17 protein-coding genes are annotated in these 21,274 nt (G+C 70.9%); 13 read left to right on the forward strand and 4 right to left on the reverse strand.

The features are described from left to right. Positions 1–7: 7 nt before the first annotated feature. From KAK07_RS14060 to KAK07_RS14100, 9 genes are all read left to right on the forward strand, one after another. A complete protein-coding gene (locus tag KAK07_RS14060; protein WP_210855795.1) occupies positions 8–1,231 on the forward strand; it encodes a type II secretion system F family protein in 1,224 nt (407 codons plus the stop codon). A 6-nt stretch (positions 1,232–1,237) separates the two neighbouring features. After that, entirely contained in the window at positions 1,238–2,164 is a 927-nt protein-coding gene (locus KAK07_RS14065) for a prepilin peptidase (protein WP_210861434.1), read from the forward strand. Further along, positions 2,164–2,787, forward strand: coding sequence for a dephospho-CoA kinase (gene coaE / locus KAK07_RS14070; RefSeq protein ID WP_210861436.1), 624 nt, complete (start codon positions 2,164–2,166; stop codon positions 2,785–2,787). The genes KAK07_RS14065 and coaE overlap by 1 nt, the downstream gene beginning before the upstream one ends. Before the next feature lie 40 nt (positions 2,788–2,827). After that, the gene (gene zapD, locus KAK07_RS14075) at positions 2,828–3,583 is read left to right on the forward strand and encodes a cell division protein ZapD (protein WP_210861439.1); all 756 of its coding nucleotides are present in this window, start codon (positions 2,828–2,830) and stop codon (positions 3,581–3,583) included. Positions 3,584–3,590: 7 nt separating this feature from the next. After that, positions 3,591–3,788: a DNA gyrase inhibitor YacG gene (locus tag KAK07_RS14080; protein WP_210855802.1), complete on the forward strand. Its 198-nt coding sequence runs from the start codon at positions 3,591–3,593 to the stop codon at positions 3,786–3,788. Between the two features lie 202 nt (positions 3,789–3,990). Next, the gene (gene groES, locus KAK07_RS14085) at positions 3,991–4,281 is read left to right on the forward strand and encodes a co-chaperone GroES (protein ID WP_210800418.1); all 291 of its coding nucleotides are present in this window, start codon (positions 3,991–3,993) and stop codon (positions 4,279–4,281) included. A gap of 53 nt (positions 4,282–4,334) precedes the next feature. Further along, positions 4,335–5,978: a chaperonin GroEL gene (groL, locus tag KAK07_RS14090; RefSeq protein WP_210861441.1), complete on the forward strand. Its 1,644-nt coding sequence runs from the start codon at positions 4,335–4,337 to the stop codon at positions 5,976–5,978. Positions 5,979–6,142: 164 nt separating this feature from the next. Next, the gene (locus KAK07_RS14095) at positions 6,143–7,519 is read left to right on the forward strand and encodes a cytochrome P450 (RefSeq protein WP_210861448.1); all 1,377 of its coding nucleotides are present in this window, start codon (positions 6,143–6,145) and stop codon (positions 7,517–7,519) included. Continuing rightward, complete coding sequence (locus KAK07_RS14100; protein WP_310738650.1) at positions 7,516–9,759, forward strand: patatin-like phospholipase family protein; 2,244 nt, start codon at positions 7,516–7,518, stop codon at positions 9,757–9,759. Before KAK07_RS14095 ends, KAK07_RS14100 begins: the two co-directional genes overlap by 4 nt. Positions 9,760–9,916: 157 nt before the next feature. Here KAK07_RS14100 and KAK07_RS14105 read toward each other — a convergent pair whose 3' ends face one another. Together KAK07_RS14105 and yihA are read right to left on the reverse strand one after the other, a co-directional pair. After that, positions 9,917–10,795, reverse strand: coding sequence for an alpha/beta fold hydrolase (locus tag KAK07_RS14105; protein ID WP_210855810.1), 879 nt, complete (start codon positions 10,793–10,795; stop codon positions 9,917–9,919). Continuing rightward, entirely contained in the window at positions 10,788–11,498 is a 711-nt protein-coding gene (yihA, locus tag KAK07_RS14110) for a ribosome biogenesis GTP-binding protein YihA/YsxC (RefSeq protein WP_210861450.1), read from the reverse strand. Before yihA ends, KAK07_RS14105 begins: the two co-directional genes overlap by 8 nt. Positions 11,499–11,644: 146 nt before the next feature. Here yihA and KAK07_RS14115 point away from each other — a divergent pair, with 146 nt between their 5' ends. The 4 genes from KAK07_RS14115 (at position 11,645) to KAK07_RS14130 (ending at position 16,195) form a co-directional block, all read left to right on the forward strand. Beyond that, positions 11,645–12,271 (forward strand): c-type cytochrome, encoded by a 627-nt coding sequence (locus KAK07_RS14115; RefSeq protein WP_210855814.1) that lies wholly within the window; start codon positions 11,645–11,647, stop codon positions 12,269–12,271. Between the two features lie 100 nt (positions 12,272–12,371). Further along, positions 12,372–14,492 (forward strand): cytochrome c biogenesis protein ResB, encoded by a 2,121-nt coding sequence (locus KAK07_RS14120; RefSeq protein WP_210861452.1) that lies wholly within the window; start codon positions 12,372–12,374, stop codon positions 14,490–14,492. Next, positions 14,489–15,829 (forward strand): c-type cytochrome biogenesis protein CcsB, encoded by a 1,341-nt coding sequence (ccsB, locus tag KAK07_RS14125; protein WP_210855818.1) that lies wholly within the window; start codon positions 14,489–14,491, stop codon positions 15,827–15,829. Before KAK07_RS14120 ends, ccsB begins: the two co-directional genes overlap by 4 nt. 45 nt (positions 15,830–15,874) lie before the next feature. Then, positions 15,875–16,195, forward strand: coding sequence for a hypothetical protein (locus KAK07_RS14130; protein ID WP_247661242.1), 321 nt, complete (start codon positions 15,875–15,877; stop codon positions 16,193–16,195). 6 nt (positions 16,196–16,201) lie between these two features. Here KAK07_RS14130 and KAK07_RS14135 read toward each other — a convergent pair whose 3' ends face one another. Together KAK07_RS14135 and KAK07_RS14140 are read right to left on the reverse strand one after the other, a co-directional pair. Further along, entirely contained in the window at positions 16,202–18,715 is a 2,514-nt protein-coding gene (locus KAK07_RS14135) for a putative bifunctional diguanylate cyclase/phosphodiesterase (RefSeq protein WP_210855820.1), read from the reverse strand. Positions 18,716–18,799: 84 nt separating this feature from the next. After that, entirely contained in the window at positions 18,800–21,109 is a 2,310-nt protein-coding gene (locus tag KAK07_RS14140; RefSeq protein WP_210855821.1) for a S8 family serine peptidase, read from the reverse strand. Between the last annotated feature and the right edge of the window lie 165 nt (positions 21,110–21,274).

Below are 21,274 nucleotides of genomic sequence, written 5' to 3' on the forward strand. Positions count from 1 at the left end.
AGGCGCAATGGCCACAGCAGCAGCAGCGACAGCCAGGGTTCAGGAGTTCATCTTCGAGTGGGAAGGCAAGGACCGCGCCGGCAAGGTCGTGCGGGGCGAGCTGCGCTCGGCCGGTGAAGCCGCGGTCAGCGCCAGCCTGCGGCGCCAGGGCATCCTGGTCACCAAGATCAAGAAGCGGCGCGCCAGCGGCGGCCGCTCGATCGGCCAGCGCGACATCGCCACCTTCACGCGTCAGCTGGCGACGATGATGAAGGCCGGCGTGCCACTGCTGCAGGCCTTCGACATCGTCGGCCGAGGCAGCCCGAACCCGCGGCTGACGCGCCTGCTGCTGGACATCCGCGCCGATGTCGAGACCGGCACCAGCCTGTCCTCGGCCTTCCGCCGCCACCCCAAGTACTTCGATGCCCTCTACTGCAACCTGGTCGAGGCGGGCGAGGCGGGCGGTATCCTGGAAGAGCTGCTGTCGCGCCTGGCGCAGTACCAGGAAAAGATCCTGGCGATCAAGCAGAAGGTCAAGTCCGCGCTGATGTACCCGATCGCGGTGCTGGTGGTGGCCTTCATCGTGGTCACCATCATCATGATTTTCGTGATCCCGTCCTTCGAGTCGGTGTTCAAGTCCTTCGGGGCCGAACTGCCGGCGCCGACGATGCTGGTGATCGCGATGAGCAAGTTCTTCGTGAGCTACTGGTGGGTGATCTTCGGCGTGATCTTCGGTGGCGGCTACATGTTCTACCGCACCTGGAAGCGCTCCGAGAACCTGCAGTTCATCATGGACCGGCTGCTGCTGCGCCTGCCTGTCTTTGGCGAGCTGGTCCGCAAGTCGGTGCTGGCCCGCTGGACCCGCACGCTGGCCACGATGTTCGCCGCCGGCGTGCCGCTGGTGGAGGCGCTCGATTCGGTGGGCGGCACCGCCGGCAACATCATCTACGCCCGCGCCACCGAGCAGATCCAGCGCGATGTGGCCGCCGGCTCGGGCCTGACCACCTCGATGTCCACCACCGGCGTGTTCCCGAGCCTGGTGCTGCAGATGGCTGCCATCGGCGAGGAATCCGGCTCGCTCGATGCCATGCTGTCCAAGGCCGCCGACTTCTATGAGGAAGAGGTCGACGAGATGGTCAAGGGCCTGTCCACGCTGCTCGAGCCGATCATCATCGTCTTCCTGGGCACGCTGATCGGCGGCATCGTCGTGGCGATGTACCTGCCGATCTTCAAGCTCGGCCAGGTGGTCTGATCACCGATGGGGTTCCCGGCCATTGACGCACTCTGGCTGTCGCCATGGGTGCTGGGTCTGCTCGGTCTGTGCATCGGCAGCTTCCTCAACGTCGTGATCCACCGCCTGCCGCGCATGATGGAGCGGCAGTGGTGGCACGACGGCGTCGCCCAGCTGGGTGATGCCGAGTCCTGGCAGCGCACGGCCGGCCAGGCCCTGCCCCCGGCCGCGGCGCCGCTGGCCACGCAGATGGCGCGCACGCTGGAGGCGCTGCCGCCCTACAGCCTGGCGCGCCCGGCCTCGGCCTGTCCGGCCTGCGGCCACCGCATCCGCTGGTACGAGAACCTGCCGCTGCTGTCCTGGCTGGCGCTGCGCGGCCGCTGCTCGGCCTGCGGCACCGGCATCCCGGTGCGCTACCCGTTGGTCGAGCTGCTGACCGCCGTGCTGTTCGCGCTGGCCGCCTGGCGCTTCGGACCGGCGCCGGTCAGCCTGGCCTGGTGCGCGGTGCTGGCCACGCTGGTGGCGCTGACCGCGATCGACCTGGACACCATGCTGCTGCCCGACAGCCTGACCCTGCCGCTGCTGTGGGCCGGCCTGCTGGCCGCACTGGCAGGCTGGACCCTGCCGCTGCCCACCGCGGTGGTGGGCGCGGTGGTGGGCTACCTGTCGCTGTGGTCGGTCTACTGGCTGTTCAAGCTGGTCACCGGCAAGGAAGGCATGGGGCATGGCGACTTCAAGCTGCTGGCCGCGTTGGGCGCCTGGCTGGGTTGGCAGGCCATCCTGCCGATCGTGCTGATGTCCTCGGTGATCGGCGCCACGGTGGGCATCGCGCTGAAGCTCAGCGGCCGGCTGGGCAGCGGCCGGCCGATGCCCTTCGGGCCCTTCCTGGCCGGCGGTGGCATCGCCGTCATCCTGCTCGGCACGCAGCGCGTGCTCGGCTGGATCGGCCAGTGATGCACCGCGCCGGACCGACGCTCGGCCTGACCGGCGGCATCGGTAGCGGCAAGAGCACGGTGGCGCGCGCGCTGGCGGCGCACGGCGCCTGCATCGTCGACACCGACGCGATCGCGCGGGCCCTCACCGCTCCCGGCGGTGCTGCGCTGCCGGCGATCGCCCAGGCCTTCGGCGCGTCGGCCATCGGGGCCGACGGCGCGCTGGACCGCGCCTGGATGCGCGAGCGCGTGTTTGCCGATCCGGCCCAGCGCGAGCGCCTGGAAGCCATCCTGCATCCGATGATCGGCGAGCGCACCTGGGCTGAGGCGGCGGCAGCGGCCGCCGCCCAGCCGGTGGTCTTCGATGTCCCGCTGCTGACCGAACGGGGCGCGCACTGGCGCCGCCAGGTCGACCGTGTGCTGGTGGTGGACTGCGACGAAGCCACCCAGGTGCAGCGCGTGCAGGCCCGCAACGGCTGGCCCGAGGCGCAGGTGCGCGCCGTCATCGCCCAGCAGGCGCGCCGCGAACAGCGCCGCGCGATCGCCGACGCGGTGATCGTCAACCAGGACCTGAGCCTGGAGGCGCTGCAGGCCGAGGTGGCCGCGCTGTGGCGGCTGTGGGCCTGGCCCTCGGCGCAGGTGTGAAACAATCCGGCGATTGCCTTGCCGCACCGGAACTGCCATCTTGGTCCTGTACGAATACCCGTTCAACGAAGGCATCCGCACCATGTTGCGGCTCGAACAGCTGTTCGGGCGGCTCGACGTGCTCGCCGCACGCACCGAGGCGATCGACCACCACTTCGCGCTGGCGACGATGTTCGAGATCATGGACGTCGCCGCGCGCGCCGACCTGAAGTCCGACCTGCTCAAGGAGCTCGAGCGCCACAAGGCACAGTTCCAGAGCTACCGCGGCAACCCCCATGTCTCCGAAGCCGCGCTGGACGAGGTGGTGGGCCGCATCGACCAGGCCTTCCAGGCGCTCAATGCGGTGGCCGGCAAGGCCGGCCAGGCCCTGTCGGGCAACGATTGGCTGACCAGCGTGCGCAGCCGCATCAGCATCCCCGGCGGCACCTGCAGCTTCGACCTGCCCGGCTATTACGCCTGGCAGCAGCACCCGGCCGCGCGCCGCCAGGCCGACCTGGGCCGCTGGCTGGACACCCTGCAACCGCTGGCCGATGCGCTGCGCCTGCTGCTGGGCCTGCTGCGCGACAGCGGCGTGCCGCACCGCGTGGCGGCCCAGGCCGGCCAGTACCAGCAAAGCCTGCCGCAGGGCCGCACCTACCAGCTGCTGCGCCTGCGCCTGGACACCGAGGTGGACGTCGTCCCCGAGATCACCGGTCACCGGCTGATGGTCTCGGTGCGCCTGATGCGCGCCGACGCCGACGGCCGGCTGCGCCCGCTGGCGCAGGATGTCGATTTCGACCTGGCGCTGTGCACCTGAGCCCGCGATGACCACGCCCGCCCCGCGGCCGATCGAGGTCGCCTGCCCCACCTGCGGCGAGACCACGCTCTACGCCGCCAGCAACCCCTTCCGCCCCTTCTGCAGCGCCCGCTGCCAGGGTCAGGACTTCGGCGCCTGGGCCAACGAGGCCTACCGCGTCGAGGCCCCGCCCACCACCGAAGACCAGGACGAGGCCGAGCGCTGAGTAACCGGCGCCGGCTCGGGGTCATCCCGACCCTCTTGAAAGCCCGGTCCCCCACCCTATAATGGCTGTTAGCACTCAGGCAAGCCGAGTGCTAGCACCGGCAGACAGGCCTTGCGCCTCGCCGGACCGCCTGAAGTGATTGAGTGCTCACTTTTACTGAGCACTCCAATTGTCCACATTGCCAACGCATTTAGGAGATGCAATGAAGCTTCGTCCGTTGCACGATCGCGTGATCGTCAAGCGCCTGGAGAACGAAACCAAGACCGCCTCGGGCATCGTCATCCCCGACAGCGCCGCCGAGAAGCCCGACCAGGGCGAGGTGCTGGCCGTCGGTATGGGCAAGCGCAACGACAAGGGTGATTTCGTCGCCCTGAACGTCAAGGTCGGTGACCGCGTGCTGTTCGGCAAGTACTCGGGCCAGACCGTCAAGGTCGATGGCGAAGAGCTGCTGGTCATGAAGGAAGACGACCTGTTCGCCGTGGTGGAAAAGTAATCCACCCGCCTGGTCATCCCCCCACAGAACACTGAATTTCCGGAGTTACACACATGGCTGCAAAAGACGTTGTCTTCGGCGCTGACGCCCGTCATCGCATGGTCGAGGGCGTGAACATCCTCGCCAACGCCGTCAAGGTCACGCTGGGCCCCAAGGGCCGCAACGTGGTGCTCGAGCGCTCGTTCGGCGCCCCCACCGTCACCAAGGACGGTGTCTCGGTCGCCAAGGAGATCGAGCTCAAGGACAAGCTCATGAACATGGGCGCCCAGATGGTCAAGGAGGTCGCTTCCAAGACCTCTGACAACGCCGGTGACGGCACCACCACCGCCACCGTGCTGGCCCAGGCCATCGTGCGCGAAGGCATGAAGTACGTGGCCGCCGGCATGAACCCGATGGACCTGAAGCGCGGCATCGACAAGGCGGTCACCGCCCTGGTCGCCGAGCTGAAGAAGGCCTCGAAGGCCACCACCACCTCGAAGGAAATCGCCCAGGTCGGCACGATCTCGGCGAACTCCGACGCTGACGTCGGCGGCATCATCGCCGAGGCGATGGACAAGGTCGGCAAGGAAGGCGTGATCACCGTCGAAGACGGCAAGTCGCTGAACAACGAGCTGGACGTCGTCGAAGGCATGCAGTTCGACCGCGGCTACCTGTCGCCCTACTTCATCAACAACCCCGAGAAGCAGGCCGCGATCCTCGACAACCCGTTCGTGCTGCTGTACGACAAGAAGATCAGCAACATCCGTGACCTGCTGCCGACGCTGGAAGCCGTCGCCAAGGCCGGCCGTCCGCTGCTGATCATCGCTGAAGAAGTCGATGGCGAAGCGCTGGCCACCCTGGTGGTCAACACCATCCGCGGCATCCTGAAGGTCGTCGCCGTCAAGGCCCCGGGCTTCGGCGACCGCCGCAAGGCCATGCTGGAAGACATCGCCATCCTGACCGGCGGCAAGGTGATCGCCGAGGAAGTGGGCCTGTCGCTCGAGAAGGTGCAGCTGACCGACCTGGGTCAGGCCAAGCGCGTCGAAGTGGCCAAGGAAAACACCACCATCATCGACGGCGCCGGTGCCGCTGGCGACATCGAAGCCCGCGTCAAGCAGATCCGCATCCAGATCGAGGAAGCCACCTCCGACTACGACCGCGAGAAGCTGCAAGAGCGCGTGGCCAAGCTGGCCGGCGGTGTGGCCGTCATCAAGGTTGGTGCCGCCACCGAAGTCGAGATGAAGGAGAAGAAGGCCCGCGTGGAAGACGCGCTGCACGCCACCCGTGCCGCCGTCGAGGAAGGCATCGTCGCCGGTGGCGGCGTGGCCCTGCTGCGTGCCCGTCAGGCCGCCGGTGCGATCCACGGCGACAACGCCGACCAGGACGCCGGCATCAAGCTGGTCCTGAAGGCCATCGAAGCCCCGCTGCGCGAGATCGTCGCCAACGCCGGTGGCGAGCCGAGCGTGGTGGTCAATGCCGTGCTGGCCGGCACCGGCAACCATGGCTTCAATGCCGCCAACGACACCTACGGCGACATGATCGAGATGGGCATCCTGGACCCGACCAAGGTCACCCGCACCGCGCTGCAGAACGCCGCCTCGGTTGCCTCGCTGATGCTGACCACCGAGTGCATGGTCGCCGAAGCCCCGAAGGACGAGGCCCCGATGCCCGCCGGCGGTGGCATGGGCGGCATGGGCGGCATGGACATGGGCATGTAAGTCCCGGGCCATGCCCGCAGGCGGCTGGCCGCCTGCGTCGCATCCCCCACGGCGCACGAGCCTCACGGCCGTGCGCCGTTTTTCATGGGGCGGGCTGGCAGAATCGCGCACGCCCATGCGCCCGCCCGGTCGCCGGGCACCCGGCGCCGCCAGAAGTCCTCCCCGTGCCCCACCCCTGCCCCCACTACCCGGCCCCGGTGCGCCACCCCTGGACGCGCTGGTGGCGCTGGCTGACCCAGCGCAGCAACCTGCTGTCGCAACTGACCGAGGGCTCCTACCGCATGCTGATGGGCCGCCGCCGCGTGGCCGGCCATGCGGTGCGCATCGTCAACGACCCCGCGGCGGTGCGCCAGGTGCTGGTCGACGAGGCGCCGAACTACCCCAAGCACCGCTTCATGCACGACCTGCTGGAGCCGCTGCTGGGCGTCAGCATCTTCACCTCCAACGGCGAGACCTGGGCGCGCCAGCGCCGCCTGCTGGAGCCGGCCTTCGAGCGCACCCGCATGACGCACGCGTTCGCGCCGATGACGGCCGCGGTGCAGGCCCTGGTGGAGCGCCTGGCGCCGCTGGCCGATGGCCGCCCGCTGAACATCGAACACGAGACCACCCACGTCACCGCCGACGTGATCCTGCGCACCATCCTCAGCCTGCCGCTGGAGCGTGGGGACTCGCAGGCCATCTTCGAGGCCTTCGCGCACTACCAGCGCGAGGCGCCTGATGCCACCATGCCGCGCTACCGCCGCGCCTGGTGGCCGCGCCGCGGTTCGGCCACGCGCGCGCAGCAGGCGGGCCAGGACATCCGCGCGCTGCTGCGCCGGCACATCGCGCCCCGCCATGCCGCCTTCCACGCCGGACAGACCGGCGCCCCGCAGGACATCCTGGGCGCGCTGCTGGAAGCCCGCGACGCCGAGACCGGCGCCGCGATGGGCGTGGAGGAACTGGTCAACGAGATCGCCGTGCTCTTCCTGGCCGGCCACGAGACCTCGGCCAGCGCACTGGCCTGGGCGCTGTACCTGCTGACGCTGGACCTGGACGTGCAGCAGCGCGCGGTGGACGAGATCCAGCGCGTCATCGGCGACGGGCCCCCCCGGCTGGAGCAGCTGCGCGAGCTGGACCTGCTGCGCCGCATCTTCCGCGAGACCATGCGCCTGTACCCGCCGCTGGGCTTCCTGGTGCGTGAGGCCGCGGCCCCGGGCTGCCTGCGCGAGGTGCCCACCGAGCCGGGTGAGACCGTCATCGTCTCGCCCTGGCTGATCCACCGCCACCAGCGCTTCTGGGAGCGCCCGGACGAGTTCGACCCCGATCGCTTCCTGGAACCCGCCGGCCGCCAGGCCATGGCCCAGGCCTACCTGCCCTTCAGCATGGGGCCGCGCGTCTGCGTCGGCGCCAACTTCGCGATGCAGGAGGCGGTACTGGTGCTGGCCCTGGTGCTGCGCGCCTACCGCGTGCTGCCGGCCGACAAGCCGCCGCCGGAGCCGATCGCGCGGCTGAGCCTGCGCTCGCAGCACGGCGTATGGGTGCGCCTGGAGCGCCGGACGTGAGGGCCCTGCTGGGCGCCTGCCTGCTCGCCCTGGCCCTGGCACCGCGCCCCGCCGCGGCCGAGGAGCCGCCCGCCAGCAGCGCCACGGCGCGACCGCGGCTGGGCCTGGTGCTGTCCGGCGGTGGCGCACGCGGCCTGACCCATGTCGGTGTGCTGAAGGTGCTGGAGCAGGAGCGGATTCCCGTGGACCTGGTCGCCGGCACCTCGATGGGCGCGATCATCGGTGGCCTCTATGCCAGCGGCATGAGTGCCGCGGCGCTGGAGGCCGACCTGCTGCAGGTCGACTGGAACAAGCTCTTCGCCACGCGGGTGAGCCGGCAGATGCTGTCGCAGCGGCGCAAGGAAGAGGACTTCGAGATCCCGGCGGCGATCGAGCTGGGCTGGCGCGAAGGAAGCTTCCACGCGCCGCAGGGCGCCGTCTCCAGCCGCGGCCTGGAGACCCTGCTGCGCCGCTACACGCTGCCGGTGCGCCGCATCAGCCACTTCGACGAGCTGCCCATTCCCTTCCGCGCCGTCGCCACCGACATGGAAACCGGCGACATGGTGGTGATGGACAGCGGCGACCTGGCGATGGCGCTGCGCTCCAGCATGAGCGTGCCGGGTGTCTTCCCGTCCACCGAGATCGACGGCCGGGTGCTGGGCGACGGCGGCCTGGTCAACAACGTGCCCGTCGACATCGCCCGCGCCATGGGCGCCCAGCGCCTGCTGGTGGTCAACATCGGCACCCCGCTGGCGCCGCGCGAGACGCTGAACTCGGCGATCGGCCTGACGGCGCAGATGATCAACATCCTGACCGAGCAGAACGTGCGCCGCAGCCTGGCCACGCTGGGGCCGCAGGACCTGCTGATCGCGCCCGACCTGGGCCGGCTCAGCTCGGGCGATTTCGACAAGGCCCAGGAGCTGATCGCGCTGGGCGAGGCCGCCGCCCGCGCCGCGCTGCCGCAGCTGCGCGCGCTGGCGCTGGACGAGGACGGCTACCGCCAGTGGCGCGCCGCGCGCCGCGCCGACGCCCCGCCCAGCCCGGTGGTCGGCGCGGTGGCCTTCGAGGGCAGCAGCGTCACCAACCCGCAGCGCCTGCTGCCGCAGCTGCAGTCCCGCCCCGGCCAGGCCTTCGACCCCGAACGCGCCGCCGCCGACGCCCGCTTCCTGGCCGCCAGCGGCGACTACGTGCGCACCGACTACCACCTGGTCGACGGCGAGCCCGGCCGCGACGCGCTGCTGGTCTTCGAGGTCGAGGACAAGCCCTGGGGGCCCAACTACCTGCACGTCGGCCTAGACCTGTGGACCGATTTCAGCGGCCGCAGCGCCTTCAACATCAAGATCAGCCACAACCGCCACTGGCTGACGCCCTCGGGCACCGAATGGCGCAACCGGCTGCAGCTGGGCGAGGTGCCCTCGCTGTTCAGCGAGCTCTACCACCCGCTGGGATGGCGCCTGGGTCTGTGGGACGACTGGTTCGTCGCCGCCTGGGGCGGTGTGCAGCGGCGCATCGTCTCGGTCTACGACAGCGGCAGCGGGCTGGAGCGTGCCCAGGTGCGGCAGAACCTGGCCGCGGTGGGCCTGGACCTGGGCCAGCCCTGGGGCCGCCTGGGCGAGCTGCGCCTGGGCCTGCGCCATGTGCTGGGCCGCGACGAGCCGCTGCTGCTGGCCGACGGCCTGATCGCTGCGCCGCAGATCTGGCGCGAGACCGCCGCCCGCACGCGCATGGTGATCGACCAGCTGGACTACGCCAACTTCCCGCTCTCGGGCTACCGGCTCACCGGCGAGCTGCAGTTCGGCCGCCGCTCGCAGCAGGGCCAGGAGGGCCAGAACCTGGTGCGCGTGGAGGCCGACGCCAGCGGCGCCTGGACCGACGGCAGCGACACCCTGAACCTGTATGCGGTGCTGAAGGCGGCCGACTCGCGCCAGGGCGCGCTGGCCGGCCAGTACACCCTGGGCGGCTTCCAGAACCTGTCGGGCTACCGCGCCGGCCAGCTCAGCGGCAACGCGCTGCTGCTGCTGCGCGGCGGCTGGTACCGTCGCCTGGCCGAGCCGCCGGTGTTCGCACGGGCGCTGTTCGTCGGCGCCTCGCTGGAGCTGGGCAACACCTGGGCCGACCGCCACGCGATCGCGCTGGGCGGCCTGCGCGGTGGCGCCAGCCTCTACCTGGGCGCCGACACCGGCCTGGGCCCGATGTACCTGGGCCTGACCTGGGCGCCGCGCGGCGAGGCCGGGCTGGCTTTCTTCATTGGCAGGCCGTAGTGCACCCGGCTGCGGGGTACCGCAGCCACCCTCCGAGAGGATGCGCAGGCCGCGTTGGGCGAGTCCGGACGAGGCGAGGTCCTGAGGACGTCGCCTCGCCTGAGGAGCCGGGCGAGCGCTGCGAGCCCGTGGCGCGGCCGTGCGCTGGCCTGCAGGCTCAGGTCAGGGCGTCGATGATCGCCTGCGCCACGCGCTCGGGCTGCTCGTGGATGATCCAGTGGCTGGCGCCAGGCACCCGCTCCACCGTCAGGTCGGGCACGAAGGCCTCCAGGCCGTCGAGCAGCGCGGGCGGCAGCGCGCGATCGGCCTCGCCCCACAGCACGCGGGTGGGCACGCGCACCGTCACCGCCTCGGCCGGCAGCTGCAGGGTCATCACCGGGTCCTGGGGGCTCAGCGGCGGGCGCAGCGGCGACATCCGGTACCAGGCCAGCATGCTGTCCAGCGAGGCGCCCCACAGCGCGCGGTAGCGCGCGCGCAGCGGCACATCCAGCCACTGGGCGCTGCCCGGGCCGAAGTGCTCGAAGAAGGGCCACAGCGCCCGGAAATCATCGGCCGCCAGCCGCTCGGCGGCGCCTGGCGCGCACAGCGTGTTCATGTAGGCGCTGGCGGCCTGCTGCGCCGGGTCCTCGCGCAGCGCGCGCAGAAAGGGCACCGGGTGGGTGGCGTTGACGATCAGCAGCCGGCGCAGCAGGTCCGGCCGCTGGGCGGCCAGGTTCCAGGCCAGCGCACCGCCCCAGTCGTGGGCCACGACCAGATCGACAGGCGCGCCCTCCTGCTCGATCAGCGCCACCAGGTCGGCCACCAGCGCCCGCGGCCGGTAGGCCGCATCGCCGGCCGGACAGCTGGAGGGCGCATAGCCGCGCTGGGTGGGGGCCAGCAGCCGGGCCTGGCCCTGCAGCCGCTGCATCACCGGCTGCCAGATGAAGCCGGCCTCGGGAAAGCCGTGCAGCAGCAGCACCCGCGGACCCTGCTCGCCGGCCCGCCAGGTGTGCAGGCGCTGGCCGGTGGCGGCCAGCGCGACCATGGCTTCACGCATCGGGGCCCGGGACAGGCCGGCCGCTGTGGGTCCAGTCGTGAACGGTGCTGGCCAGATCGGCCAGGCCGGTGCGGTTCAGGCCAGAAAACAGCAGCAGGCCGACATCGGCCTCCTCGGTGGCCAGCTCGGCCAGCGCGTCCTGGCCGGCGCGCAGCGCGGCGTCCTGTTCCTTGCGGCTGAGCTTGTCGGCCTTGGTCAGCAGCACCAGCAGCCGCACCTCACCATTGACCACGCGCGGCGCGATGAACTCCAGCAGCCGCTGGTCCAGCGGCGTCAGGCCGTGGCGGCTGTCGACCAGCAGCACCACGCCATGCAGGTTGCGGCGCACCTCCAGGTAGTCGGCCATCACCTTCTGCCAGCGCAGCTTGGCGGTGCGCGCCACCGTGGCATAGCCGTAGCCGGGAAGGTCGGCCAGGTAGGCGTCGGGCTGGTCCTTGGGGCCCAGCGCGAAGAGGTTGATGTGCTGGGTGCGGCCGGGCGTCTTCGAGGCGAAGGCCAGTTGCCGGCGCTGCGCCAGGGTGTTGATGGCGGTGGACTTGCCGGCATTGCTGCGGCCGACAAAGGCGATCTCCGGCAGGTCGCCCGGCGGCAGCTGGTCGAGCTGGCTGGCGGTGGTGAGGAAGCGGGCGCTGTGGGCCCAGGCCAGGGCGGCGCGCTCGGCGTCGGATGGCGGCGGTGTGACGGGTCGCAAGGGCGGGGGCATGGAGCATTGTAAAATCCGCCGGTTTGGTTTCCCAGCAAACCGTGCGCGAGCTGGTTTGTCGCCTTGTCGGCATGCCGTCAGGCCCGCGGGATACCGTGGTGAATTCCCCCCTTGCACCCACTTCGAACCACAGCAGGCCCTTCTCCATGAAGCCTTTCGTCGCGCTCACCGCCACCGTGCTTGCCGCCCTTGTGGCGGCGCCCGCCTTCGCCAACGAGGCCGCCCCGGCGCCGGCCAAGGCCGACCTGGCCAAGGGCGAGCAGACCGCTGCGATCTGCAGCGCCTGCCACACCGCCGACGGCTCGCGTGGCATCACCGCCAACCCGATCCTGCAGGGCCAGCACCCCGACTACATCGTCAAGCAGCTGACCGAATTCAAGGCCGGCAAGCGCAAGAACGCGGTGATGAACGGCATGGCCGCCCCGCTGACCGAGGCCGACATGAAGAACGTCGCCGCCTTCTACGGCAGCAAGAAGCCGGTGCCTGGCGCTGCCAAGAACAAGGACACGCTGGCCCTGGGCGAGAAGATCTGGCGCGGTGGCATCGCCGACAAGCAGGTGCCCGCCTGCGCCGGCTGCCACGGCCCGGCCGGTGCCGGCATCCCGGCGCAGTACCCGCGCCTGGGCGGCCAGCACACCGAGTACCTGGAAGCCCAGATGAACGCCTTCCGCTCGGGCGAGCGCGCCAACAGCGCCCAGATGACGGCCATCGCCGCCAAGATGAGCGACAAGGAAATCAAGGCCGTCACCGACTACGCCACCGGCCTGCGCTGAGCCGCACTGCCGCTGGCACAGCCGCTCGCACGCAAACCCGGGCCGGTCCTTGACCGGCCCTTTTTTTTGGGGGCTTTCGCCACCCGGATAATCGCGCCCCATGTCCGATTCCGCTCTCCTGCGCCGACCCTCGCCGCTGCGCACCGCCTACGAGCTGCTGTCGTCGATGCGCTTCGCGATCACGCTGCTGGCGGTGATCTGCATCGCCTCGGTGATCGGCACGGTCGTCAAGCAGAACGAGCCGCTGAACAACTACATCAACCAGTTCGGGCCCTTCTGGACCGAGGTGCTGGGCCGCTTCAGCCTGTTCACGGTGTACAGCGCCGGCTGGTTCCTGGCGATCCTGGGCTTTCTGGTGCTGTCCACCAGCCTGTGCATCGCCCGCAACGCGCCGAAGATCGTCGCCGACCTGCGCAGCTTCAAGGAAGACATCCGCGAAGGCGCGCTCAAGGCCTTCCACCACAAGGGCGAAGGCACGCTGGCGCTGTCGCGCGAGGCGGCGATGCAGCATGCCTCGGCGGTGCTGGCCGGCCGCGGCTGGCAGGCCCGCGCCCAGTTGCGCGAGGGCGGCACGATGGTGGCCGCCCGCGCCGGTCGCGCCAACAAGCTGGGCTACCTGGCGGCCCACTCGGCTGTGGTGCTGATCTGTCTGGGCGGCCTGTCCGACGGCGACCTGGTGGTGCGCCTGCAGATGGCCCTGGGCGGCAAGAGCACGTTTGAAGGCGGCGGCCTGATCAAGGACGTGCCGCCCGAGCACCGCCTGCCGGCCACCAACCCCACCTTCCGCGGCAACCTGCTGGTCACCGAGGGCACCCGCGCCGGCGTGGCGGTGCTGAGCATGCCCGACGGCATCGTGCTGCAGGACCTGCCCTTCGACGTCGAGCTCAAGAAGTTCATCGTCGAGTACTACGACACCGGCATGCCCAAGCTGTTCGCCAGCCAGATCGTCATCCACGACAACGCCACCGGGCAGGCCACCGAAGCCACTGTCAAGGTCAACGAGCCGGCGATCCACCAGGGCGTGGCGATCTACCAGAGCAGCTTCGAGGACGGCGGCTCGCTGCTCAAGCTCAAGGCCGTGCCGATGGCCCGCAGCGGCCCCGCCTTCGACGTGCAGGGCCGCGTGGGCGACACGCTGCAACTGACCAATGGCAACGACAAGCTCACGGTGGAGCTGACCGGCCTGAAGGTCATCAATGTCGAGAACCTGGGCAGCGACCGCGAGGGCGAGGCCGGCACCGACGTGCGCCGCGTCGACCTGGGCGCCACGCTGTCCAAGCACCTGGGCAGCGGCGCCAAGCCCGACGGCCGCGCCAAGACGCTGCACAACATCGGCCCAGCCATCACCTACAAGCTGGTCGACGCCAGCGGCCAGCGGCGCGAGTTCCACAACTACATGGTGCCGGTCGAGCTGGAGGGCCAGCGCGTCTTCCTGGTCGGCATGCGCGAGGCGCTGTCCGAGAACTTCCGCTACCTGCGCATCCCGGCCGACAGCGAGGGCTCGATGGGCGGCTGGCTGCGCCTGCGTGACGCCCTGCGTGATCCCGCCGCGCGCAGCAGCGCCGCCCGCCTGTACGCCAAGGCCGCCACGCCCGACGGCCGCCCCGAGATGGCCGAGCAGCTGCGCATCACCGCCGAGCGCGCGCTGGCGCTGTTTGCCGGCGCCGAAAGCCCCGGCGACGGCCAGCCGGTGACCGGCGGCCTGGACGCCTTCAGCCGCTTTGTCGAGCACAGCGTGCCCGAGGCCGAGCGCCAGAAGGTGGCCGAGGTGCTGCTGCGCATCCTCAACGGCGCCTTCTACGAGCTGGCGCAGATCTCGCGTGGCCGCGCCGCCCAGCCGCCGCTGCCGCCCGGCCCCGAAACCGAACGCTTCCTGACCCAGGCCGTGCTGTCGATGTCCGACGCCTCGTTCTACCCGGCGCCGGTGATGCTGCAGCTTGACAGCTTCGAGCAGGTGCAGGCCAGCGTGTTCCAGGTGGCGCGTGCCCCTGGCAAGACCCTGGTCTACCTGGGGGCCGTGTTGCTGATCGTCGGCGTCTTCGCCATGCTCTACATCCGTGAGCGTCGGCTGTGGATCTGGCTGTCCGACGACCCCGAGCGCCCAGGCGCCACGCGGGTGCAGCTGGCCATGTCCACGCCGCGTCGCACCCTCGACATTGACCAGGATTTCGACCGCCTGCGCAGCAGCCTGCTCGCCGGCCCCGGAGGCACCACCGCATGACCACCACCACCCTCGACCTCGGCAAGCCCGGCCTGCTGTCCGGCCGCAGCGCCTTCGACTGGCTGTTTGCCGCGCTGCTGCTGCTGGGCGCCGGTTACGCCTGGCAGCGCTATGGCGCGTCGATGGACGGCTATGAGCGCGGCATCCTGGTCGGCAGCGTGCCGGCGCTGGTGGCGCTGGGCTGGTTCTGGCGGCCGCTGCGCGGGCTCAGCCTGGCGGTGGGCGCCACGGTGCTGCTGGCGATCTCGCTGTACCTGCGCCAGACCGACGCCTTCGGCGCCGACCTGGCCGCCGCCGAGCAGGTCTTCTGGCTGAAGTACCTGCTGTCCAGCCAGAGCGCGATCCTGTGGATGAGCACGCTGTTCTTCATGGCCACGCTGTTCTACTGGATCGGCTTCTTCGCCCGGGGCGACGACAACGCCGCGCTGCGCATCGGCTCGCGCCTGACCTGGGCCGCGGTGTTCATGGCCCTGGTGGGCACCTTCGTGCGCTGGTTCGAGAGCCACCAGATCGCCCCGGACATCGGCCACATCCCGGTCAGCAACCTCTACGAGGTCTTCGTGCTGTTCGCCTGGCTGACCGCGCTGTTCTACCTGTACTACGAGGCGCACTACCAGGTGCGCACGCTGGGCGGCTTCGTGATGCTGGTGATCAGCGCCTCGGTGGCCTTCCTGCTCTGGTACACGGTGGCGCGCGAGGCGCACGAGATCCAGCCGCTGGTGCCGGCGCTGCAGAGCTGGTGGATGAAGCTGCATGTGCCGGCCAATTTCATCGGCTACGGCACCTTCGCGCTGGCGGCCATGGTGTCGCTGGCCTATCTGCTGAAGACCGCCACGCCGCGCGCGCTGTGGACCGGCCTGGTCTGGGTGCCCGGCGGCGTGCTGCTGGCGGTGCTGGCGGGCCTGGCACTGGGCCCGGCCGAGCTGGCCCCGGCGCTGAAGAAGAGCGCCACGCTGCTGGGCGGCCTGATGGCGCTCTTCGGCCTGATGGTGGCGGTGCGCGGCACGGTCAACGCGCGCACGCCCTCGCTGGAGCTGATGGACGACGTGATGTACAAGGCGATCGCCGTGGGCTTCGCCTTCTTCACGATCGCCACCGTGCTGGGCGCCTTCTGGGCCGCCGAGGCCTGGGGCGGCTACTGGAGCTGGGACCCGAAGGAGACCTGGGCGCTGATCGTCTGGCTGAACTACGCCGCCTGGCTGCACATGCGCCTGATGAAGGGCCTGCGCGGTCACGCCGCGGCCTGGTGGTCGCTCGGCGGCCTGGTGGTCACCACCTTCGCCTTCCTGGGTGTCAACATGTTCCTCAGCGGCCTGCACAGCTACGGCACGCTGTGACGAAGGTCGCTTCTCGCCCCGGCAGGGCGTCGCTATAGTCGGCCCATGCCCTACGTCATCCGCGACGACCACGGCCGCCTGGCCAGCCTGCACCGGGACGCGCCCACCGAGGGCGCCGAACTCCTGCCCGACGACCACCCCGAGGTGCAGGCCTTCGTCGGCGCCGGCGGCGATTTCCAGCGCCTGGACGCCGATTTCGTGCGCGTGCTGGAAGACGTGATCGACGCCCTGATCGCCCGCCACGTGATCACCATCACCGACCTGCCGCCCGAGGCGCAGACCAAGCTGTTCTCGCGCAAGTCCTACCGCGAGCGCCGCGGCACGCAGGCCCTGACGCTGTTCGGCGACGGCGATTTCCCGGCCTGAGCGGCCTCAGGCCAGCGCCGGCGCGTACAGCAGGCGGGGCACCTCGGCCGCCGTCACCGGCCGCGACAGCAGATAACCCTGCGCCTCATCGGCGCCCAGCTGACGCAACTGCTCGAGTTGAGCCGCGGTTTCCACCCCCTCGGCGATCACGCGCTTGCCCAGCGCGTGGCCCAGCGTGACGACAGCGCGCACGATCTCGATGCTCTCGGGCTGCTGCTCCATGCGCATCACGAAGGAGCGGTCGATCTTCAGGCTGTCGATGGGCAGCGTGCCCAGGTAGCTCAGGGACGAGTAGCCGGTGCCGAAGTCGTCGATCGACAGGCGCACGCCCAGCTCGCGCAGGCGGCGGACCGTCTCCAGCGCCAGGTCCAGGCGCTCCATCAGCACGGTTTCGGTGATCTCCAGCGTGAGCCGGGCCGGCGGCAGCCCATGCCGCTGGAGGGCATCGCGCACGGTGTCGACGATGTCGCTGCGCACCAGGTCGCGTCCCGAGAGGTTCAGGTGCATCGACGCCTGCGCCAGGTGCGGCGCCAGCCGGTGCCACTGGGCCATCTGCGCCACCGCCTGGCCGATCAGCCAGGTGGTCAGCGTCTCGATGTGGCCTGACTCCTCGGCCAGCGCGATGAACTCGGCCGGGCTGACCGCGCCACGCACCGGGTGGTGCCAGCGCGCCAGCGCCTCGAAGCCCGTGAGGCGACCGCCCTCGATCTCGTAGAGGGGCTGGTAGACCAGCGACAGCTGCTGCTCGGCCAGTGCGCGGCGCAGGTCGGCCTCCAGGGCCAGCCGGTAGGCGATGCGCTCGTGCATCGTCCGGTCAAAGATCGCCACCCGGCCGCGGCCGCCGGCCTTGGCCTCGTACATCGCCACGTCGGCGTCGCGCAGCAACTCGTCGACGGTGCGGTAGCCCAGGTCGCTGAAGGTGATGCCCAGACTGGCGCCCGGAACCAGCTCGGTGCCGCACACCGGCATCGGCTGCATCAGCTCGGCCAGCATGCGCCGCGCCAGACGCAGTCCGTCCGCGCTGTCCTGCAGGCCCAGCAGCATCACCGCGAATTCGTCGCCGCCCAGGCGCGCCACCAGGTCGCTGGGCCGCACGCAGGACTGCAGGCGTCTGGCCACTTCGCGCAGCATCAGGTTGCCGGCCTCGTGGCCCAGGCTGTCGTTGACGATCTTGAAGCGGTCCAGGTCCAGGAACATCACCGCGAAGTAGACCTGCGGGTCGACCAGGCTGCGCTCCACGGCGCCCTCGAGCTGTTCGTGAAAGCGCGCGCGGTTGGCCAGGCCGGTGAGGTTGTCGTGGTAGGCGATGTGCTGCAGCCGTGCCTCGGCGGCGCGCCGCGCGCTGACATCGTGCAGCTGGTAGATCAGCGCGTTGCCCTCGCCGCCGGGGTCGGCGAAGCGGCCGCAATGCATCATCACCCAGGTGTCGCCACCCGTCGGCGTGCGGCAGCGCAGCTCCAGCGCGAAATCGTTGCGTGCATGGGCCTTCATCTCCAGGGTCTTGCGCTCGAAGACCGCGTGGTCGGCGGGGTGCAGCAGGTCGAGCATCGTGCGGCCAGGCAGGGTGCCCTCCGGCGCCTGCACCAGCGTCGCCAGGGCCTGGTTGACGCGCAGCAGGCGCCCCTGTGCATCGGCGATGGCCATGCCCACTGCGGCATGGGTGAAGGCGGCGCTGAAGCGCTGCTGGTTCAGCTCGGCCTCGCGGCGCGCCTCGTCGATGCACTGCTCCTGGCGGGCATGCTCGGCCTCCTGATGGGCCAGCGTGACGCGCACCAGTGCCAGCACGCCCAGCACCGCCACACCCAGCAGAGCCATCAGGCCGGCACCGTGCTGACGTGCCAGCAGCCAGGCCATCGCCGCCAGCAGCGCCGAGCCGATGTAGACCCCGCCGACCCAGGCCGTGCCGTTGAGCCAGCTCCTGGGCGCGGGCCACTGTTGGCGCTTGAGCGTCATCATGGCCATCAGCGGCAGCGTGGTGCCGACGTAGGTCACGAGCGAGGCCAGCAGCAGCGCCAGCACCTCGGCCACCGCCGGCGGCAGGTTCGAGACCACCAGCAGGGCCGCCAGGCCCGCATGGGCAGCGCCGGCCAGTGACCAGCTGGCCATCGCCGCGGCCGGGCTGGCGACACGGCTGGAGAGCCGGCGCGAGGTCCGCATCGTGCCCACTAGGCCCTCGGCGCCGGCACCCAGCACCGCGGCGGCCGGGCCGTACATCACCAGCAGCGTGAAATTGAAGGCGTCAGCAATGCTGAACGAGAAGCTGGTTCGCGGCAGTTGCAGCGAGAGCAGCGCGGCCGTGACCACCAGGGCCAGTGCGCCCACCACCTGCATCTGCCGCTCGGCCGGCCAACCCAGGAAGGCGTCCAGCGCGATGCCCAGCGCCAGCGCGCCGGACAGTGCAATCGCCCACCACAGCCGGGTGGAAGCCGGGCTGTAGTCGGGCAGGTGCTGCGCGTGGAACCGCGCCAGCCAGCCGCCGGGGTCGGCCGGCGGGCGTGGGGCGGGGGAGGAGGTGGTCATGGCGGCGGGCCCGGGATGTCCTTCCAACATCGGCCAGGTCGGGCGCCAACTTGAACCCGGCCGGACGCCGGGCGGCGCCGGGGTTCAATCGCCGGCCCAGCTCCGGTCCTGGCCGCCAGCCACGTCGCCGACCGACTCGGACAGCAGGAAGCCCTCGCTCAGCAGGAAACCCTCGCTGAGCAGAAAGCCTTCGGACAGCAGGAAGCCTTCGCTGAGCAGAAAGCCCTCGCTCAGCAGGAAGCCTTCGCTGAGCAGGAAACCCTCGGACAGCAGGAAGCCTTCGCTGAGCAGGAAGCCTTCGGACAACAGGAAGCCCTGGCTGAGCAGGAAACCCTCGCCGCGCAGGCCCAGGCTGTCAAAGCCAAAGCCCCGGCGCAGTCTCAGGCCCTGGCCGCTGGCCGCCAGCGCAGAGAGGCGGGCCACCGGCGTCAGCAGCGCCGCGGTGCCGTCTGCGGCAGACGGGGCCAGCGCATCGAGCAGACGCACGCCCGCGCTCAGCAAGCCTTGTGCACCGGCATTGCGCTCGACGATGGCGCGCGGCACGGTCAGCGGCGGCACGCCGTCCTTGAGTGACATGGGTTGCCAGCTCACATCGCGCCGCAGCACCCATTGCCGCGCCCAGGTCAGCCGGCCATCAAAAATCGGCTGCCAGCGCGCGATGGCCTCGGCGCCGGTGGCCAGATGGGTGCCGCCGACGGTGAGGATCTGGCTCCAGGGACGTGCCACGCCGTCCAGGACGGTCAACGGCATCGGCATCGTGCGGCCCACGGCCAGCAGGCTGGCACCGGGCAGCAGCTGACCGGCGTCGGCGGCAGCGCTGATGTCGGTGCGCAGGGCGGTTGCCAGCCGTACCGCGCCGGCCACGTTGATCTGGCCGGCCCCCTGCTGCAGCAGGTTGCCCTGCGCCAAGGGGGTGGCGGTGTATTGCAGGATGGCCTTGACCAGCGGCGGCGTCAGGCCGGGGTTGGCCTGCAGCACCACCGCTGCCGCACCGGCCACCACCGGCGCGGCCAGCGAGGTGCCCGAGAGCGACATCAGCGCCTGCCCCTTGGCCTGGGAGGCGCCGCTGACCTGCGTCAGCTCGGGGTGGCTGCGCGCCAGCAGGTTCCAGCGGCCGTCGCGGTCGGCGCCCAGCGCGCCCAGGATGCGGTTGCCCGGCGCCACCAGGTCGGGTTTGGGCAGGTGGTCGCTCCAGCGCCGGCCGCTGGCGTACAGCACACTGCCCCGGGTGGGGCCGCGAGAGCTGAATCCGGTGACCGCGTCGTCGCTTCGCGGTCCGGTGCCAAAGGGGTTGGACGCGCCGACGGTGATCACCGACGGGTCGCTGCCCGGCGACGAGATCGCGCCGAAGACCTCCTGCCCCGAGTTGTTGCGACCCGCATTGCCCGCCGAGGCCACCACCACCAGACCGGCCGCCGACGCGCTGCGCGCCGCCCGCGCCAGCGGGTCATTGAGAAAGCTGTCGGCCGACGAGCCGCCCAGGCTCAGGTTGACCACCCGGATGCCGGCCAGCCGGGCGTTCTGCAGCACCCAGTCCATGCCCAGCAGCACGTCGGCCAGGTTGCCGTTGCCCTGCGCATCCAGGACGCGCACATCGACCAGCGTGGCGCCGGTGGCCACGCCGCTGGCATCGGGCGACTGGTAGCGGCCCTGGCCAGCCGCCGCGGCGGCGACGATCGTGCCGTGGCCGTAGGGATCGGGGTCCGGGGCCACCGGCGCCAGCTTGGCGAACAGCTGGCGGTACTTGGTGCCGTCGATGCCGGCGCGCGACACCGCCGAGTAGTCGAGGCCGGCGCTCCAGCCTTCGCCCAGCAGCCGCCGAGAGGTGGCGACGATATCGACCGCCAGCTTGACCCGCGAGCCGCCGGCGCCGTCGCTGAAGTGGCGGTGGCGGAAGTCGATGCCCGAGTCGAGCACCGCGATGCCGACACCGCGTCCGTCATAGCCGGTGCCGTTGGGCAGGGCGGCCAGGGCCGCGCCGTCACCGGCGGCGGTCTCCAGCAGGCTGGCCTGGCGCGACACGGCACGGTTGGGCACGATGCTCACCACGTCGGACCGCGCAGCCAGACGCGACAGGGCCGCGGCCGGCACCATGGCCGCCAGTGCGCGGGTGGACAGGAAATTGTGGTGGACCGAGCCGCCGCGCGCCAGCACCTCGGCACGCAGGGCGGCCAGGCTGCTGTCGGTGCTGCTCGCCACGATCAGGACCTTGACCAGCGGGCCATTGGATTTCGCCTGGGCCCAGGTGACGGCCGGCAGGCCCGACGCGCGGCCAGCGGCGTAGGGCTGCAGCTCGGCGGCCAGCTTGGTGGTTTGGGCGGCAGCTGGCGCAGCCAGCAGACAGGCCAGCAGGGTGGCGGCGCACAGGCGGCGGAACAGGGCGGTCAGGATCAAGGCAGGCACTCCATCAAGGCGGACCGGGTTCCCCGGTTCGTCGTACGGGGTGTCGGCCGGCCCGGCCAGGGGTTGAGCCTGGGCGGCATCGGGTCCGCCGCCCCCGTGACGACCGTCACGACAATCGGGGCTGTGCCGGCCCCAGGGAAGCCCTGGCGGGCCGCG

The organism is Ideonella alba (assembly GCF_018069875.1).
In the GTDB taxonomy this organism is placed as follows: domain Bacteria; phylum Pseudomonadota; class Gammaproteobacteria; order Burkholderiales; family Burkholderiaceae_C; genus Ideonella; species Ideonella alba.